Annotated in this window: 17 protein-coding genes; 7 read left to right on the top strand and 10 right to left on the bottom strand. The window is 64.5% G+C overall.

Annotation, left to right across the window (positions count from 1 at the left end; translation table 11 throughout):
* The first annotated feature begins 228 nt into the window (after nucleotides 1-228).
* The 3 genes from ABIB14_RS09810 (at nucleotide 229) to ABIB14_RS09800 (ending at nucleotide 3,410) form a co-directional block, all read left to right on the top strand.
* Nucleotides 229-888: a PspA/IM30 family protein gene (locus ABIB14_RS09810; protein WP_354235691.1), complete on the top strand. Its 660-nt coding sequence runs from the start codon at nucleotides 229-231 to the stop codon at nucleotides 886-888.
* 43 nt (nucleotides 889-931) lie between these two features.
* Complete coding sequence (locus ABIB14_RS09805) at nucleotides 932-1,582, top strand: DUF4352 domain-containing protein (protein ID WP_354235690.1); 651 nt, start codon at nucleotides 932-934, stop codon at nucleotides 1,580-1,582.
* 415 nt (nucleotides 1,583-1,997) lie between these two features.
* A complete protein-coding gene (locus ABIB14_RS09800) occupies nucleotides 1,998-3,410 on the top strand; it encodes a DUF2130 domain-containing protein (RefSeq protein ID WP_354235689.1) in 1,413 nt (470 codons plus the stop codon).
* A 266-nt stretch (nucleotides 3,411-3,676) separates the two neighbouring features.
* Here ABIB14_RS09800 and ABIB14_RS09795 read toward each other — a convergent pair whose 3' ends face one another.
* The 6 genes from ABIB14_RS09795 to ABIB14_RS09770 form a co-directional block, all read right to left on the bottom strand.
* The gene (locus ABIB14_RS09795) at nucleotides 3,677-3,949 is read right to left on the bottom strand and encodes a hypothetical protein (RefSeq protein WP_354235688.1); all 273 of its coding nucleotides are present in this window, start codon (nucleotides 3,947-3,949) and stop codon (nucleotides 3,677-3,679) included.
* Between the two features lie 42 nt (nucleotides 3,950-3,991).
* Nucleotides 3,992-4,366 carry a hypothetical protein gene (locus ABIB14_RS09790; RefSeq protein WP_354235687.1) on the bottom strand — a complete coding sequence of 125 codons (375 nt, stop codon included), beginning with the start codon at nucleotides 4,364-4,366 and terminating at the stop codon, nucleotides 3,992-3,994.
* Nucleotides 4,363-4,698, bottom strand: coding sequence for a hypothetical protein (locus ABIB14_RS09785; RefSeq protein ID WP_354235686.1), 336 nt, complete (start codon nucleotides 4,696-4,698; stop codon nucleotides 4,363-4,365). The genes ABIB14_RS09790 and ABIB14_RS09785 overlap by 4 nt, the downstream gene beginning before the upstream one ends.
* Nucleotides 4,699-4,737: 39 nt before the next feature.
* Nucleotides 4,738-6,018 (bottom strand): Y-family DNA polymerase, encoded by a 1,281-nt coding sequence (locus tag ABIB14_RS09780; RefSeq protein ID WP_354235756.1) that lies wholly within the window; start codon nucleotides 6,016-6,018, stop codon nucleotides 4,738-4,740.
* Nucleotides 6,019-6,046: 28 nt separating this feature from the next.
* Nucleotides 6,047-6,478: a LexA family protein gene (locus ABIB14_RS09775; RefSeq protein ID WP_354235685.1), complete on the bottom strand. Its 432-nt coding sequence runs from the start codon at nucleotides 6,476-6,478 to the stop codon at nucleotides 6,047-6,049.
* 359 nt (nucleotides 6,479-6,837) lie between these two features.
* Nucleotides 6,838-7,491, bottom strand: coding sequence for a helicase associated domain-containing protein (locus ABIB14_RS09770; RefSeq protein WP_354235684.1), 654 nt, complete (start codon nucleotides 7,489-7,491; stop codon nucleotides 6,838-6,840).
* Between the two features lie 202 nt (nucleotides 7,492-7,693).
* On the opposite strand from ABIB14_RS09770, the gene ABIB14_RS09765 reads away from it, so the two are divergent.
* The 3 genes from ABIB14_RS09765 (at nucleotide 7,694) to ABIB14_RS09755 (ending at nucleotide 10,341) form a co-directional block, all read left to right on the top strand.
* Nucleotides 7,694-8,296 (top strand): DNA-binding protein, encoded by a 603-nt coding sequence (locus ABIB14_RS09765; RefSeq protein WP_354235683.1) that lies wholly within the window; start codon nucleotides 7,694-7,696, stop codon nucleotides 8,294-8,296.
* A gap of 729 nt (nucleotides 8,297-9,025) precedes the next feature.
* Nucleotides 9,026-10,003: a DUF4192 domain-containing protein gene (locus ABIB14_RS09760; RefSeq protein ID WP_354235682.1), complete on the top strand. Its 978-nt coding sequence runs from the start codon at nucleotides 9,026-9,028 to the stop codon at nucleotides 10,001-10,003.
* A 188-nt stretch (nucleotides 10,004-10,191) separates the two neighbouring features.
* Complete coding sequence (locus ABIB14_RS09755; RefSeq protein WP_354235681.1) at nucleotides 10,192-10,341, top strand: hypothetical protein; 150 nt, start codon at nucleotides 10,192-10,194, stop codon at nucleotides 10,339-10,341.
* 85 nt (nucleotides 10,342-10,426) lie between these two features.
* Here the strand turns inward: ABIB14_RS09755 and ABIB14_RS09750 are convergent, their stop codons facing one another.
* Both ABIB14_RS09750 and ABIB14_RS09745 read right to left on the bottom strand, forming a co-directional pair.
* Nucleotides 10,427-10,615, bottom strand: a complete 189-nt coding sequence (locus ABIB14_RS09750) for a hypothetical protein (RefSeq protein WP_354235680.1) — start codon at nucleotides 10,613-10,615, stop codon at nucleotides 10,427-10,429.
* A 7-nt stretch (nucleotides 10,616-10,622) separates the two neighbouring features.
* On the bottom strand, nucleotides 10,623-10,823 hold the full coding sequence (locus ABIB14_RS09745) for a hypothetical protein (protein ID WP_354235679.1): 201 nt from the start codon (nucleotides 10,821-10,823) through the stop codon (nucleotides 10,623-10,625).
* Nucleotides 10,824-11,380: 557 nt separating this feature from the next.
* Here ABIB14_RS09745 and ABIB14_RS09740 point away from each other — a divergent pair.
* Nucleotides 11,381-12,541 carry an IS110 family RNA-guided transposase gene (locus ABIB14_RS09740; protein WP_354235678.1) on the top strand — a complete coding sequence of 387 codons (1,161 nt, stop codon included), beginning with the start codon at nucleotides 11,381-11,383 and terminating at the stop codon, nucleotides 12,539-12,541.
* Between the two features lie 132 nt (nucleotides 12,542-12,673).
* Here the strand turns inward: ABIB14_RS09740 and ABIB14_RS09735 are convergent, their stop codons facing one another.
* Both ABIB14_RS09735 and ABIB14_RS09730 read right to left on the bottom strand, forming a co-directional pair.
* Nucleotides 12,674-13,303 (bottom strand): cysteine hydrolase family protein, encoded by a 630-nt coding sequence (locus tag ABIB14_RS09735; RefSeq protein WP_354235677.1) that lies wholly within the window; start codon nucleotides 13,301-13,303, stop codon nucleotides 12,674-12,676.
* Nucleotides 13,304-13,355: 52 nt separating this feature from the next.
* Nucleotides 13,356-14,450: an LLM class flavin-dependent oxidoreductase gene (locus tag ABIB14_RS09730; RefSeq protein ID WP_354235676.1), complete on the bottom strand. Its 1,095-nt coding sequence runs from the start codon at nucleotides 14,448-14,450 to the stop codon at nucleotides 13,356-13,358.
* Nucleotides 14,451-14,454 lie beyond the last annotated feature (4 nt).

The raw sequence follows: 14,454 nt of genomic DNA, 5'->3' as shown, positions 1-14,454 counted from the left end.
TCCTTACGACGTCGACCCTCAGCCTAGTTGTGTGGGGCGCTTTTCCTGGTCAGGTGCTGATAATAGGGGTTATCAGCGTCTTTGGTCATCAAATCGTTGCGAAGCCATAGCTTCGTTCTGCAGCGTCGAAGGATTCCTCCGGAGCTGCGACGGCGGCGGGGAACCACGCATTGGGGGACTGGTATCCCGCCGCCGCTCAGCAGCCATCCCTGAACAGAGGAAGACACGATGTTGAACACCGAGACCGACGAACCGGCGCGAATGCCGACCGATGACCTACCGGAGGAGACGCAACCGGCCAGCAAAATGGCAAAGCCGGGGCGGAAACGGCGGATTGTCGCTGCAGTTGCGGGCCTGGCCCTGCTCGCTGGAGCGGCCGCCGTCGGCACCACGCTGCCGGACCCGACGTCCAGCGAAGCCTATGCGGCGCTGGCGGGGGAGAAGGCATCCGTGGAGTCCGAGCGCGACTCAGCCAAGTCCAGCTACGAGTCGATGAAATCGAAGTACGACACGTTGCAGAACGGCATTACGGACCGCGAAGCCAAGGTCACGGCCCGCGAAACAGAGGTCGGGAAGGCTGATGCAGCCGTGAAGACAGCCGAAGCCGCAGTCAAGGTGCGCGAGGACGCAGTCACCGGCGCCGAGAAGACCAAAGCCGCCAACACCATCGGTGACGGCACCTGGACGGTCGGCAAGGACATCGAGGCCGGTACCTATAGGGCGGCAGCAGACGTCGGATCCTCCTGCTACTGGGGCATCTACGCGACCGGAAGCAACGGCAGCAACATCATCGAAAACGACCTCCCCGGCGGTGGACGGCCCACCGTGGCACTGAACAGCGGGCAGGACTTCAAGTCCACCCAGTGCGGCAAATGGGAAAAACAGTAACTGCCAGCATTCCCATCATTCATTCACGATTGAAAGGCACAACATGTCCCACGAGAATTCCGAACAGCCCTTTGCAGGCACGACTGCAGCGCCCCAGCGGCGGCCGTTCTTCAAGAAGAAGCGATTCCTGATCCCGGCCGGTGTCCTGGTGCTGGGCATCGCCCTGGGCTCCTGCTCGGGGGGCACCAAGCAGGCCAGTGACGTGAGCCCCGCTGCGCCGTCATCCGCCGCCGCATCGTCAGCGGCTTCATCCGCAGCCCCGGCTCCGGCAGCTCCCGCGCCGGCCAGCGCACCTCCGGCTGCCGCACCCGTCGTCGGTGTTCCGTTCAGTGTCAAGATGAGCAACGGCAACATCGCCAAGATCACGATCCTTTCCGCCGTCCGGACGGCCAGCGTAAGCACCACCGCGTTCGCCACTCCGGCGAAGAACGGAAGCTATCTGCTCCTGGACCTACTCTGGGAAACCGAGTCAGGCAAAACCAGCTCCAATCCCTTCTACTTCTCCGCCAAGGACACCAACGGGCGCAAAGCCGATCTCGATCTCTTCGCGGACAACCAGCTCCCCTCCGGAGACGTCCTGCCCGGTGACAAAGCACGGGGCTTCATCGCCTTCGACATCGCTCCCGGCGCATCAACGGTGATGATCTCCAACACGCTCATGCAGGAATCCGCACGGATCCAGATACCTGGGTAAAACCTATGGGGCTGGTGACGGTTTGCAGCTCCCGAGACATCACCAGTGTGTGGGCCGAACGTCGGCTTTGTCGGGTAAAGGATTTTCCATCGCCTCGGGGGCGGAACGATTCTCAAATTTCTCGACAGACATGTACATCAGGTGTTAGAAATCTCTCGGGAGGACTCCGGCCCCGCGAACGCAAGGCGCAACGGTGCCACCCTGGGGGATGGTTTGGGGGTCAATGACTTACGGGCAACTCGGCGCCGCGCCGTAACAAGCCCAGCACGCTGCTATTCGCTCCGGCAGTCGGTTCGCATGCCGCCAGGAGGCCGGAGACCGGCGTATCTCGACAATTTTTCTCCCCTCTGAAAGACCAGAGGGGCACACAAGTGCGGCCTTTCGAGGCCGACATAGCCTGATTGGGGTTCCAGCTATGCATGAAATCAAGTGCCCGCACTGCGGACGAACATTCACTATCGATGAGGCCGGCTACGCCGACATCGTCAAGCAGGTTCGCGATGCTGAGTTCGAACAGCAGCTCCACGACCGGCTCGAGTTGGCCGAGCAAGACAAGGCCACGGCCCTCGAACTCGCGGAGACGAAGGCCGCCAGTGAACTTCAGAAGACTGCGGCGGCCAAGGATGCCGCGATCCAGGAGCTGAAGGCGAAGCTCGATGCCCATGAGGTCACACAGAAGCTCGCTGTAGCAGAGGCGCTTAGTGCCGTCGAAAAGCAGCGCGACGCGCTCGTGAACGAGCTCGAACAGACGAAGCAGGAGAGACAGTCATCGGTGGAGCTGGCCGAAGCGAAGCTCGTCAACGAACTTCAGAAGGCCGCCTCGACGAAGGACACCGCGATCCAAGACCTCACGGCGAAGCTCGAGGCCATGGAGATCGTGCAGAAACTTGCGATCACCGAGGCAGTCAGCACTGTCGAAAAGGAGCGGGACGAATTCAAGAGTGGTCTCGAACGAGCCGAACTTGCGAAACAGCTCGGCGAGGCGTCCCTGAAGGACAAGTACGAAACCCAGATCAAGGACCGTGAAGAACAGATTGAGCGACTGCGGGACCTGAAGGCGAAGCTGTCGACCAAGATGGTCGGTGAAACCCTTGAACAGCACTGCGAAATCGAGTTCAACCGCATACGTGCCACAGCCTTCCCGCTCTCCTACTTCGAGAAGGACAACGATGCCCGGGCCGGTAGCAAGGGCGACTACATATTCCGTGACTCCGACAGTGCTGGTACTGAGATTGTCTCGGTCATGTTCGAGATGAAGAACGAGAACGACGGCACCGCGACAAAGCACAAGAACGAAGACTTCCTGAAGGAGCTCGACAAAGACCGCACCGAGAAGGGTTGCGAGTACGCCGTGCTCGTCTCTCTGCTCGAGCCCGACAGCGAGCTCTACAACACCGGGATCGTTGACGTCTCTCACCGCTACCCGAAAATGTACGTCATCCGGCCACAGTTCTTCATCCAGTTGATCACGCTGCTGCGGAACGCCGCGATTAACTCACTCAAGTACAAAACCGAGCTCGCGCTGGTTAAGGCGCAGAACCTCGATATCACGAACTTCGAGCAGCAGATCGATGACTTCAAGGACGCGTTCGGCCGCAACTGGCGGCTCGCCTCCGACGGTTTCGTGGAGGCAATCAAGCGCATCGACGAAGCGATCAAAGACTTGGAGAAGACGAAAGAGGCCCTGCACAAGTCGGCCAACAACTTGCGGCTTGCGAACGCCAAGGCCGAAGACCTCACAATTAGGAAGCTCACACGAGGCAACGCGACAATGGCGGCCAGGTTCGTGGAGCTGGAGGCTAAGACGGCCGAGTGGGAAGCCAACTGACGCGCCTTTTGCAGGAGCCGCTGAATGCATTGCTTCAGCACAGATCCCGGAAGTCGCCGTAGCCGCGAAAGACTGATCAACAGCTCCTGAAACAGTGAAGGCTGGCACTCGAAAAGGTGCCGGCCTTCGCTGCGTGCCCTCAATCCCTGGTCTCCACGGCTGAAGATACCCGCCCAAATTCAATGCGGGGGGAGGGTGTGTGACGGCCGTCGGGTGCCTGGATCGTGCCGGTAATTTCCACCTGAACACTGTATGCCGGGTGGCGCCTAGGAGCCCTCTAGCGCCTCGACTTCCGCGGCGTCGAGAAGTGCCTCGGCGGCGGCCCCGGTGGTCCGGGCCAGGTCGTCCAGGGATTTGAAGTGGACCCGGGCGAGGGTGATGGCCACCAGTTCGAGGTACGCGGTGCCGTTGCGCTGTACGAGGCCGTCGAGGTAGTTCCGCATGCGCCCTTCCAGGGCGCCGGGACCTTCGGATTCTTCCGCGGCGAGCCGCGTCAGTGTCAGGGCTGCCAGGTCTGGGTTGTCGTAGATGAGTCCCATGGCCCCACGCTACGCACCCCATTGGTTCCGTCAAGAGCCACGCTAGCGCCAGCGGTAGGATTCCAGCGCCCGGAGCAGGGGAGCGGGGTCCTTCTTCAGGTGATCGACGGGGCGGGTCCCGGCCAGGGGCCGGGACGGGGTGATCATCCAGAGGGTGAAGTAGTTGTGCGGGATCTCCAGCTCCATGGCCCGTCGGAAGAGGGCCGTGACGGTTGTCTGGAGCTGCCCGTCGGGGAGGAACTGGAAGCCCGGGCAGAAGGTCCCGTCGTCAATGAAGACGCGCACGAGCTGACGCATGACCGGTTCCGGGTCCTCCATCAGTTCGGAGAGCCGGCGGTATACCTGTTGCAGGGTCGGCAGCGTGAATTCTGCCCTGATCGCTTCCCACGTCTGGTCGTTGATGGTTTGGCGGTTCAATTTTGGGCTGTCTCTCCGCCGTCGCTGATGTCTTCCAGCAGCCACTGGGTCGAAAGCGGGTCCCGGCGCAGCGTGACAGTCCGAAGGGCTGAGGTCGAGTCAAGACGGACCTGGAGGCGCCAGTATTCGATGCTGACCAGGTCGCCGCTGCCGACGGCGGCGGTGCGGCGGGTGTCCCACCACGCGTCCCGTCCGTACCAGTGTTGGGAGTCGGTGTCGGGATCGACGAGCCAGATTTGGCCGTCGTGGCGGATGGCCAGGGGTTTGCCTGCCGCGTCGAGTCGGACCAGTGTGTCGTGGGTCTGCGGGGCGGCTTCGGCGATGGTGCTCATGGAGTTGGTGTTCTTTCGTGGTGCTGTCGTGCGGGTGGTTTAGGCGGCTTTGACGAGGGGGAGTTCGTTCCAGTGGGTGGTGTAGCGGGGGGAGAGCATGTCTCCTTTCATGGTCCAGTCCGGCCCGCCGCGGATGCCGCCGTGGCCAAGGCCGATGGAGCCGCGCCCGTACCGGCGGGTGATGTCTTCCAGGAGTGTGCCCACGTGGCGTTCCTCGTGCGGGTTTTCGAACAGGGCCAGGGGTGCCTGGTTGCCGGTGGGCCGCAGGTCGGTGACCATGATCCCGGCCCGGGCGTACCGGATGCCCTCGCAGATGCGGGGCAGGAGAGCGTGGGCGGCCTTGGTGAGCAGGACCGGGTCTGCGGTGGGCATCGGGAGCGGCACGCAGACCGAGGGGTAGGAGGTGTCTTTCGGGTTGAAGTGTGAGGTCCCGGCGAACGCGGTGAGGACTTTGGCCTGGAGGCCGTGTTTGCCCAGCCGCGCCGAGGCCTGCTGGCCATAGACGCTCATGACCTGCCGGATCCCGGTAGCGGTGGTGATGGGGGTGGCGAAGGATCGGGAGAAGATGAGCTGGTCCCGGCCGATACGTTCTTCCTCCATGGGGATGCAGGGGGTTCCCTGCAGTTCCAGCACGGTGCGCATCATGACCACGGAGAAGCGGTCCCGGATCATCACCGGATCCGCCCGGGACAGGTCAAGGATGGAATGGATCCCCAGGGCGTTGAGGCGTTTGGTCAGCCGGGTGGCGACACCCCAGATATCGATGACGGACAGGCGCCGCATTAGACCTTCTCTTTCGGGGGTGGGGACGGAGTCCCAGTGGCAGACGCCGTCGAAGGCCGGGTTGTTCTTGGCCCATTTGTTGGCCAGTTTCGCCAGGGTCTTGGTGGGTGCGATCCCGACGCAGACGGGCACGCCGACGTTGCGCCGCACGGTGGCTTTCATGTCCCGGCCGAGGGCCAGGAGTTCGTCCGGGGTGCCTTTGACGCCGAGGAAGGCCTCGTCGATGCTGTAGACCTCGAGCCATGCGGAGTACCGGCCCAGGAGTTCCATGACGCGGGCGCTGATGTCGCCGTAGAGCTCGTAGTTACTCGAGAGGGCAACGAGTCCCCATTCCTTGGCGCGGGGGGCGAGTTTGAACCACGGCTCACCCATGGCGATACCCAGGGCTTTGGCTTCGGGGGAGCGGGTGACGGCGCAGCCATCGTTGTTGGACAGGACGATGACGGGCCGGCCCTCCAGGGCGGGGTTGAACGCCCGCTCGGCGCTGGCGTAGAAGCAGTTCACGTCCACGTGCGCGATCTGCGGCAACTGCCGCATGGCCGCAGGCTTCGACACGGCCGGGTCCTTAGAGGTGGTGGAGGCATCGGGTGGCGATGCCCCACACCACGAGATCGGACAGGGACGGGACCCGGATGTCCGGGTACGCGGGGTTCTCTGCCTGCAGCACGACCCCGGTGGCCGTGATCCGGAGGCGTTTGATGGTCAGTTCCCCGTCCAGGACCGCGACGACCACGGACCCGTCCACCGGTTCCAGGGCGCGGTTGACGATCAGTTCGTCGCCGTCGCTGATCCCGGCGCCGGTCATGGAGTCCCCGGACACCCGTACCACATAGGTGGACGTGACGTCCTTGATCAGGTGCTCATTCAGGTCGATCCGCCCGTCGAAGTAGTCCTGCGCGGGCGAGGGATACCCGGCCGCGACAGCGACCGGAGAGATCAGCACCGACAACAACGACGCACCCGCATCTATCACACGGGGACCAATAAGAACGCCCACAACACACCTTTTATTCGAATATATGTTCGAATTAGTCTAGCTCCTGGGACCGACAGAAAGTACCGCCGCCCGCCAGGTCGGGCCTGTGGCGGGGGCCGGTTTGCACGCCAGCGGGGACAGCTTGAGCTGTGCGGAGGGCTCCACCTGACCCCAATGGGCACAACCCGGCCCGCGCGGCACGCTGTACGGAGGGAAAGTCGGGACGCGGAACCGTTGTTGGTGGGGCATAAGGAAGCCTCCGCGCGAATCAAGGACTCAAACGTGGAGGCTCCCGGTTCTCCAAGCTGGGGGACTGGAGAACCAAGGCAATTCTACTGGCCACCCTGGCCGTCACGCTGCTGGGAACCGGGAGCTTCCGGTCACACCCGGGGGCGGCGGCCGCGGGTCCGGCCGGTCTGCCAGCCGGGCACGGCGGCGTCCAGGAGGCTGACTTTGTCAGGGGTGAGGTCGCCTCGGTGGTGTTTGTACCGCTGGGCGTGGATCCACACGCCGAGGGTGTGTTCCCGTTCTGAGGCGTAGTGGTGGTGGCGGGGCCAGTTGTTGCCTTCGGCGCGGAAGTCCACCAGCTGGGCGAGGCGGTCATGCCACCGGGACTCATCCGCTGCTGCCCTGGGGTTTCCTTCCCACCCGGGGACCCGGGCGAGGCCGGCCCGGTATGCCGGGTCGAGGGTGCCGTCGGCTGCTTCGCGCCGGCGATCCGAGAGCCACCGCGCCATCGACCGTTCACGTTTATCCTGCGAGCGGTCACGGGGCAATCGGCCCTCGGCCCTAATCCAGGCGATGATCTCCTCCATGCGGGCAAGGTCCGCGGGGGAGGGTCCGCCGGCCCTGGTCACGACAGCGGCGTGGTGTGCGGTCTCGAGTCCCGGGTCCTGGCGACGGGCGATGACCAGGTGATACCCGACGGTGGCCGGCTCGGCGCGCACGAGGTCAGCGATGCGTTGCCGGCTCAGTCCGAGCCGGTACATCAACACCCATTCCGCGTCCGGAGCGCGCCTTAACCGCCTGTCCATGATGGAGCCCATCCTGCCACGACCACCCCGCCAGGCAGGCCGGCGACGTGGCGGCGCAGCCGGGCGACCGCCGGGCCCCCCGGAGCTCCTGGCGGAGCGGAGAGAGCCGCCGGGCCATGGGAATTCGGCGGCGGTATTGTCAGAAAGTAGTAGGAGTAGTAGTTTTGTTACTACTACTCCTACTATTTTTGAGGTTGTCGCCGTGGCGTTGAGTGTGAAAGACCGTGTGTTTGCTGCTGCGGAGCAGATCAGTGCCGAGCGCCGGCCTACCGTCTCGACGGTGCGGGCGGCTGCGGGTGTGAGCAACGCCGACGCCACGCGCTATCTGAAGGAGTGGGTCGAGGAGAAGCAGGCCGCGGGAGGCCGTCTCGCCGCGACGCCGGCAGCGGTGCTGGAACAGGCCGCGCGTCTGGCAGGGGCCTGCTGGGCCGAGGCGTCCACTGTGGCGGATGAGCGGCACGCCGCTGCGGAAGCGGTCTGGGCGCAGGAGAAGAAGGATCTGGGTCTGGAGATCTCCGAGCTCGTCGCGGACCTGGACAAGGTCACTGCCGAGAAAGACGCCGCCGTCACTGAACTCACCGCCCGGGTCACCGCAATGGATACTCAGGCCGCGGCGATCCAGGCGCAGCTGGAGCAGGCACGGGCGGCCGAGCAGCAGGCCAGCAACACCGCAGCCGACGCGGCGGCCAGGGTGGCCGCGGCCGAGGCCCGGGCAGAGACCCTGCAGACGGCCCACGACGCGCTCCTGCAGCGCATCGTGCCGGAAACCCCGGACAAGAACGGCCAGGGCCGAGCGAGCCAGTAGCGGAACCCCGGGCGTTGAGCTGGGCGGGAGGGCCCCTACCCGAGCTCCCGGACCGTTCGAGGCCCTTCCTCACCACCTACCGCGCCCTCTCCAAGACCCGGCGCAGCCACAACACCTAGGCCGGTCCGGCCGGGCCTGCCTACCAGGTAGGCCCGGCCACGTGCCGGCCTTTCCTCATGTCCGCGCTTGTTCGGAAATCTAGCGTCACAACACGAATGCCGCCTGGGCATTCAGGACCCGCGGAGACTCCAACCCGGCACCGTGCGGCGCACGGTGTGGGCGGCCGGAACGCGGTGGTCGATCACTCATGGCCTCACCCTCCCCAGTAGGAAGGGCATGCTCGCAGGGCTCGCACCCCTTCGGGCGTCCGCTGGCGCGGCCGGCTGTTAGGTCCAGTGCTGTCCGTCGCAGGGCTCCGGCCCGCCCTGGCCCTTGTCTTACGTCTTCGACGTTTTCTGGTTGCTGTCCTTCGGATTCTAGGCGTCCGCTCCACCCCGTCTAGCCCCTCCTTCGTCGGGGCCTGCGGCCCGCAGAATCAGCTGCGGCGCTCCTGCGTCGCTTATTTCCTCCGCAGATTCCGCGTTCCTTGCCCTGCGGGTAGACAGGACTCCGTCGGCCGCCGAGCAAGCGAGCTTGCCAGCAACCAAAAAACAACGGGGGGAAAGGGGAAGCTGGCCGGTCACCTGAGCCGCCCCACCCACCGGAATCCTCTGCAAAAGGAGCACCACCATGATTGAAAAGATCAACCTCACCGGTCCCGCTGACCTGCTGGCGACCATCCCGCACCTGCTGGGCATCACACCCTCGGAGTCCTTCGTGGTCCTCACCGCCCGGGCCGGTGCCCTCGGCGCGACCCTGCGCGTGGACGCCCCCGAACACGTCGAGCCGGTCAACTACGCGCAGACGCTGACCAGCCACGCCGCCAACGATGAGAAGGCCACGGCGTCCTACCTCGTCGTCTACACCGACGAGAACCAGGACAGCTACCCCTACGCCGCGCACGTCGCCGCGCTGGTGTCCGAGCTGGCCGCAGCCCGGATGCCCGTGCGGAACGTCTGGCTCGTGACCTCCACTCACTGGACGGAGTTCGGCACGGACGAGGAGCACCCGCTGGAGCAGATCACCGACAGCCACGCCAACGCGACGTTTACCTTCTTCGGCAGCGCCACGGACATCGACGTCTACAACCCCGCCCTTCTGGGCGCCTGGGCCATGCCCGTGCAAGCACCGGAGGGCACCGAAGCAGACATTGAGGAAGCCTGCGCCGCGTGGGCGGCCGTGCTGGACAGCACCGGGACCCCCGACCACGAAACGGCCCGGAACATCGCGGGAGCGTTCCAGCACAAGATGGTCCGGGACTTCCTGTTCCGCGAGACCATCACCACCCAGAACGGCAACTTCGCCGACGTCATCCTCGGGACCTTCACCGGAGTCCCGGACTGGAACCGGGTGGACCGGGCCCAGGCCATCGCGTTCGAGCTGATGAAGGCAGTCCCGGCAGGCCAGCGCGCACCGGTGCTGACCCTGATGGGGTGGCTGGAATGGCTCAAAGGCAACGGCACCCAGGCAGGCCGGTACCTCCAGCACGCGGACACGGACGCCCCCGGGTTCCGGCTGGCAGGGCTGCTGCTGGAACTGATCAACCGCGGCTCAGTCGCAGACGTCGCCCGCGACCCGGAAACCTCCTACCAGCGCCACAACAACTAAACGGACAGGGCCGGGATCACTATGAGATCCCGGCCCGGCCCTTTTTGCCGGTGGCGGGGCGGCCTCCCCCGCTTCGCTCCGCCGGCCGCCTGACGCTCGCGCGGGCGCAGCCCGGAAACCCAGCTGGCGTGTAGAAACCACGGCTACAGTGAACCCCAGGAACACTGCACCGACCAGGAAGCGTGAGCATGGGAACCGAATACATCCTGACCGACGATGACAAGCCGGCGGCCGACCCCAGCCTGGCTGAAGACGTCATCGAAATTCGTCTGCTCACCGCCGGCGAACCAACCGGGCCCGCGAACATCGGGTGGGCCCAGGAACACCACAACCTCTGACCACCAGGCAGCGAAACGCTGCCCACCCAGATTTCCTTTGCAGAGGGAAACGGCGAAAGGCCGGCACTTCGGTGCCGGCCTTTCCTCATGCCCGGGTTTGTGCCAACACCCGGCGCCACAACAGCAACGCCGCCAGGGCATTGAGGACTGTAATGAAGACATCGCCCGCAGGCGGCCGGGCGATCACGAGATCGAGGACCACCAGCGCCAGCGCCCCCGCTGCGGCGACCGTGAACACCACAGCGAGGAACAGCAGAACTTTGCGGGGCAGCATGGGCCCGCTATTGCCGGCCGGACAGGCCGGCAGTTCGCGCGGAAAGGATTGCTTTGGACCCGAAGACAACACCGGCAAGAAGGAGAACGACGGCGGACCCGATCAGGTACCAAACGCCGTCGGAAGCCAGTGCGGTGTAGACGCCGATGAGAGAGAAAATAACTGCCCCCAGCGACCAAATGAGCGTTGCTCTCATGGTGTTATTCATGCGCCCAGCCTAGGCCAAAGATCAGAACGGGCGTCCGCTGGCGCGGCCGGCTGTGGGGTCCAGTGCTGTCCGTCGCAGGGCTCCGGCCCGCCCTTGCCCTGTCTTGTCTACGACGTCTTTTGGTTGCTGTCCTTCGGATTCTAGGCGTCCGCTCCACCCCGTCTAGCCCCTCCTTCGTCGGGGCCTGCGGTGCAGGAAATGTCCCTCCGGCGCTCCTGCGTCGCTGATTTCCTTGAGGGAATTTCCTGCACCTTGCCCTGCGGGTAGACAGGGCTCCGTCGGCCGCCGAGCAAGCGAGCTTGCCAGCAACCAAAAAACGGTAATACTGGAAACGCTCTTGGGCCGGTGTGACTCCCCAAAAAACTGACGTGCCTTCGGGCGCTGTCTTGCTGTTGATCTGTCCGCCGGTTCAAGGTGCACCAAAGGGGTGTTGAGCCATGCGGACATGACTTCATAGGAGCCTGATTCGACCAGTCCCATTACCGTTCTGTCTGCCCACCTGGCCCGCACCCCATTCCGTCAGCATTGAACACTCGACTCAGGGGCACCTTTCCATCTTGGCAAACGAAACAACCAAAGTCATCGCAGGTGTCGACACCCATGCCGACACGCACCATGTGGCTGTCATCAACGAATATGGCAAGCCCATTGCGGACAGGGAATTCCTGGCCGTGGGTTCCGGGTATCGGAAGATCGTGGAGTTCATCACCAGCTACGGCCCTGTCGCCGCCGTAGGGGTCGAAGGGACAGGTTCTTATGGCGCAGAAATCGCCAGGACCCTGCGCGGTGAAGGTCTGTGTGTGCTGGAGGTGAACCGCCCGAACCGGGCCGCGCGCCGGCTTAAGGGCAAATCCGATCCGTTGGACGCCTACCAGGCCGCTCAATCGGTACTCGACGGCCGGGCCAAATCGATCCCGAAGGCCAAGGATGGTCCCGTGGAATGCCTGCGTATCCTGCGTGCCGGGCGCACATCGGCAGTGAAGGCCCGTACCGCAGCCATTAATCAGATCAAGGGCCTTCTCGTGTCGGCCCCGAATAACCTCCGGGCGAAATACCGAGGGATGGGAGGGGCAGCGATGATCACGGCCCTCCAGCGCTCCAGACCTTCGGGCCATATTGCTGACCCTGAGTACGTATGCCTGCTGACGTTAAAGGCACTGGCCGCACGCTGCCAGTCCCTGGCGGCAGAAATAGCTGCCGCGGACGCCGCGCTCCGGGAAATCCTTGATACCTACGCGCCGATGCTCTGTGACCTTCCAGGTGTGGGAACGGAAGTAGCCAGCCAGCTCCTGGTCACCGTTGGGGACAACCCGGACCGTCTTGGGAACGAGGCCCAGTTCGCCGCCCTCGTCGGGGTCGCGCCCATACCCGCCTCCTCGGGCAAAACGACCCGTCACCGGCTCAGCAGAGGCGGTGACCGCAATGCCAACCGTGCCCTGCATCAGGTGGTACTGGTCCGCATGGGCTCGTGCCAGCGGACTAAGGACTACGTGTCCAAGCGCCGCGGAGGGCAAGAGCAAACGAGAAACAATGCGGTGTCTCAAACGCTACGCAGCCCGGGAACTCTACCGCCAGATCACCAACCCTCAGCCAGCACCAAACAACGCCGACCTGCGCCAGATGCGCACCAAGCTCGGTTTCACTATTACGACCGCAGCCCGCGAGCTCGGTCATTGGCCTTCCAAAATTTCCAGTCTGGAACGAGGCCTTGTCCGTAACGATGCACTTGCCACGAGTTACCGCGAATGGCTGGCCAAGGAAACAGCCAAAATTCCGGTTTGAGGCAGATTGGACCGGGCGAGTGCGAAGAGTCCGGAAAGCTACTCGTCCCGGGAGGGCGGGCGGGTGTTCTATCGGGAGCTGCGGCCTTGCGCGGCGGAGGTGATGAGGTCGCTCTTGGGCAGCGCAACGCTCGTACGCAAGGCTTCGGTCCAAGTCGCGGTGTCGGTGACGGCGGCCCAGTTCGAGTGCAGCAGCGCCATGAGGGTCTCGTGGACCAGGCGTGCAGGCGCGGTGCCGGCGTCGTTAGCGAGGTCGATTGCTCCGGTCGCGTCTGAGAGGACTTCGACGGCGAAGCCGAAGGGCTCGGCGGCCGCGGCGGAGGCGATCACACAGTTGTTTGTCATGTAGCCAACGAGGGTGATCGTGTCGATGCCTTCTTCCCGCAGCCAGGCTTCAAGTTCGGTGCCGGCGAAGATGCTGGAAAACTGCTTGCTGATGCGCTTGGTTGCGGCGTTCTCGTGGGCGGCTACTTCGGGGTGGTTCTGCCAGGTCGCCGATCCGGACGCGAAGACCGGGGCTTCTGCCGGGAGTTCGTGCTGGACGAGCACGACAGGCGTTCCGGTTTGCTGGGCAGTGTTGATCGCGGTCTGGATGCTGGCGATTGATTCATCCCGGGCCGGGTATTGAATCGGGAGGAGTCCGTCGAAGTATTCCTGTTGGGCGTCGATGACGATCAGGGCTCGGTGCGGTGCGGTCATGGGGTTCTCCTTCAAGGGGTGGTTGTGAACGTGTGCGAAGTTGGTATGGGTGCTACTGCAGGGCGGGCGAAAGCGGTGACTCCAGGTGGGGCAGTGCGTAGTGATCGGCGATCAGGGTAATCCCGCGCTGGTCGAGGGTTGCCGAGTGGCCGCCGACGACGAGCATCACCTCGTCGGCGCCCGTGCGCTTATGCAGGGCTTCGAGACGGTCGGCGACAGTAGTGGCGGTGCCGAGGAAGCTGCGGCTTGTGTAGGCGTCGAGGATCTGCCGTTCCTGCGTCGTGGCTTGGTAGGCCTCGACCTCGTCCGGAGGCAGGAGCAGGTAGCCCTCGTTTTTGAACATGCGCAGCATCGCCATCGCCGACGTTGCCGCCTGCCGTTTCGCCTCGGCAGGGTCGTCGCTGATCGCCACGGGCACGCTGACGAGGGTGTGTGGCTCGGCGAGCACCTCGGAGGGCTGGAAGCTCTCACGGTAGAGACGCATGGCCGTGTCGATGTCAGCGTCGCCGAACTGCAACGCGAACGCATACGGTCGGCCGAGCTGCCCGGCCAGCTGCGCTGAGTACGGCGAGGAGCCCAGCACCCACGCCTCCGGAGCGGTCGAGGGCGCAGGCACCCGGTTTTCCATTGCTTGCCAGGGGCCGGGCACCGCGTGGACGTGCCGGTATGGGTGTCCGGGAGGGAACTCGTCGCCCAGGAACCCGAGCAACTCGAGCACCTGCTGTGGGAATCCATCGTTGGCATCCGCGCCCCGCCGCAAAGCCGCAGCAGTCGCCCCATCAGTGCCCGGGGCGCGTCCTAGCCCGAGATCGATCCGGCCAGGGGCCAAAGCCTCCAGCATCCCGAACTGCTCGGCGATCAGCAACGGGGAGTGGTTAGGCAGCATTACCCCTCCGGTGCCAAGGCGGATGCGCGTCGTCTCACTGATGAGGCGGGCGATCATCAGCTGTGGTGAAGACACCGAGGTTGCTCCCATCGCATGATGCTCAGACATCCAGAACCGGTGATAACCCCACCGGTCCGCCGTCCGCGCCAGCGAGATAGTACCCGCGAGCCCCTCCTCAGCGGTCGTTCCGACACCGGTGCCGCCCGCGGAGAGCACGGACAGCGTGAACGGGGCCGTGCCGGATGGTCTTCCGAACTGCATACAA

It is taken from the genome of Arthrobacter sp. UYEF3 (assembly GCF_040546245.1).
Lineage (GTDB): Bacteria > Actinomycetota > Actinomycetes > Actinomycetales > Micrococcaceae > Arthrobacter.
The sequence above is the reverse complement of the archived record's forward strand: the minus strand, read 5'-3'. Positions and strand labels throughout refer to the sequence as shown.